1 protein-coding gene and 1 pseudogene are annotated in these 2,111 nt (G+C 42.1%); both read right to left on the reverse strand.

What is annotated here, in order from left to right:
* Positions 1–874: pseudogene (locus WAZ74_RS02245) on the reverse strand (ribonuclease R); the annotation flags it as partial.
* A gap of 141 nt (positions 875–1,015) precedes the next feature.
* Positions 1,016–2,111 (reverse strand): toxic anion resistance protein (locus WAZ74_RS02250; protein WP_422305361.1); only part of this gene is annotated, 1,096 nt, incomplete at its 5' end.

Raw genomic sequence — 2,111 nt, forward strand, 5'->3', positions numbered from 1 at the left:
CACCAGAGCGTTTTTCAGCAAAAACGGCATCATCAAAGTCACGCGCATCTTCACCATCGATGGTAACAAGGGGTAAGTCACGCAGATCCTTGCGACCTTTTAAATCTTTTTCGGTAGGTTCTTGATAATCGTTGGCTTGTTTAAGTGCTGCTTCACTGAAATCTGACGGGATATCATAATTAAGTAATGTGGTTTCAATAATCAGTTCGCGATCATTATCATTAGACAGGACTTCAGTGATTTTACCCGTTGCAAACTCATGCTGGTTTGGCCAATCAATGATATCGACTTTGACAGGAGACCCTTGCTTCGCATTGAGCGCTTGCACGTTATCTTCAGTGACCGTAATCGGTTGGTGATTATTGGGACTGCCAAGCTCGACACAATAACCGTCTTCATCACGAGCAAGTGTGCCAATGAAGTTGTCTTGACGACGTTCAACAACATCGACAATACGACCTTCAGTGCGGCCACGGTTATCTGTTGACGTACCAACGGCTGCTACCGTATCGCCATTAAACACCCAGCGCATCTGCTTTTCATGCAAAAATAAATCTAGCATATCACTTAATAAGACAAAACCAAAGCCTTTAGGATGTGCAGAGACTGTGCCGGTGACGACATCTTGCTTGGTCACTGTGCGATAGCGATAAGGGCGACCTTCGCGATTTACTTGTCCATCACGCGCCATTGCTTTTAGGCGATTGCCTAACGCATCAAACTGGTCTGGGTCATCAATATTAAAGGCTTTTGCCAATTGTTGATGAGTGACTTCACCATTCTCATTAATCGTGCTGAGTATTAGCTCGCGACTAGGGATAGGATTGTCATATCTTTTTGCCTCACTTGAGGCGTTTGGATCGTTCCAACTCATAAATTACCGTATCTATTTTTAAAATTATTAATAATCGCTATCTTAACACGAACAACATCGCAATATCTTGCGTCAATTGTCTTATGTGCATTCAGTAGCATGGGATTGTCACCTTTAATAGGCAAAAACTATCAGAATAAATCAAATATCAACGTCGATCGTACTTGATTTATTGGTTATCTTTTTACTGTCTAACTCTTTGGATACTTCTAGTACCGTAGTTTGATTAGACTTATCGAGATATTTTTGTGCTTTATCAACTTCGGTAGTCAACGTATTGACCGTCTGCTTCATATTCTCTAACGCTTCAATTTTATAATTGCTGATCATATCCATCGTATCATATACATTATTGAAGGCGTTTTGTAATTTATCAAGTTCAATACTGCTACTGGTTGCTTGTTCATGAATCTCCCCAGATTGGCGCTTCAGCATGGCTGAGGTCGATTCTATCAGACTGCTCGTCGTTTTATTCAAAGCGGTAATTTGATCGAGCACCAGTTTTTGATTGGTCATGGCTTGAGCAACGACAACAGCCGTACGCAATGCAGAAATAGTGGTCGTGGTCGCACGATCCACCCCTTTAATCAGCTCTAGGTTATTGCGGCGTATCGTATCGAGTGCCAAATATCCTTGTACGTTGACGGCCAATTGTGTCAAAAAATCGGTGTTCTTTTGACGCACATAGAACAACATCTCTTCTTTAATGATACGCGCTTTTTCAGGATCCGTCGCTTCTATGGCGTAGACTTTTTGCTCTAATTGCTCGTCAATTTTTTTGCCGACATAGACATACTGACGAATTGACTGCATCAGCTCCCACATATTGACTTTTTCTTGCTCAATCATCGCGTTGTCTTTGAGAAGCTCATCTTTACCATTGTACAGACTGGTCACGACAGCATTGATATGCGATTGAGCCGATTCGTATTGACGAAAATAATCCTGTACTTTATTACCAAAAGGAATGAGACCGAAGAGCTTGCGTGAGCTGGTGAGCTCTTTCTTGCTTGGATCCAAGTCTTCGACAATCCCACGTAATTCCGTCAACGACTTGGCGATAGGGGAGTTGTCAAATAAGCTATCATTCAAACTCTTTGCTGGCAAATGGAGCATACGATTGGAGACTTGCGCTGATTCACGAATCTCTTTAGTTCCTAGATTATGAATAGACTGCACGTTTTGCTGAAACTCAGGGCTATGCACAGAGTTGGTAATTACATGATCGACGAAGGCA

Source organism: Psychrobacter sp. (assembly GCF_049295055.1).
GTDB lineage: Bacteria > Pseudomonadota > Gammaproteobacteria > Pseudomonadales > Moraxellaceae > Psychrobacter.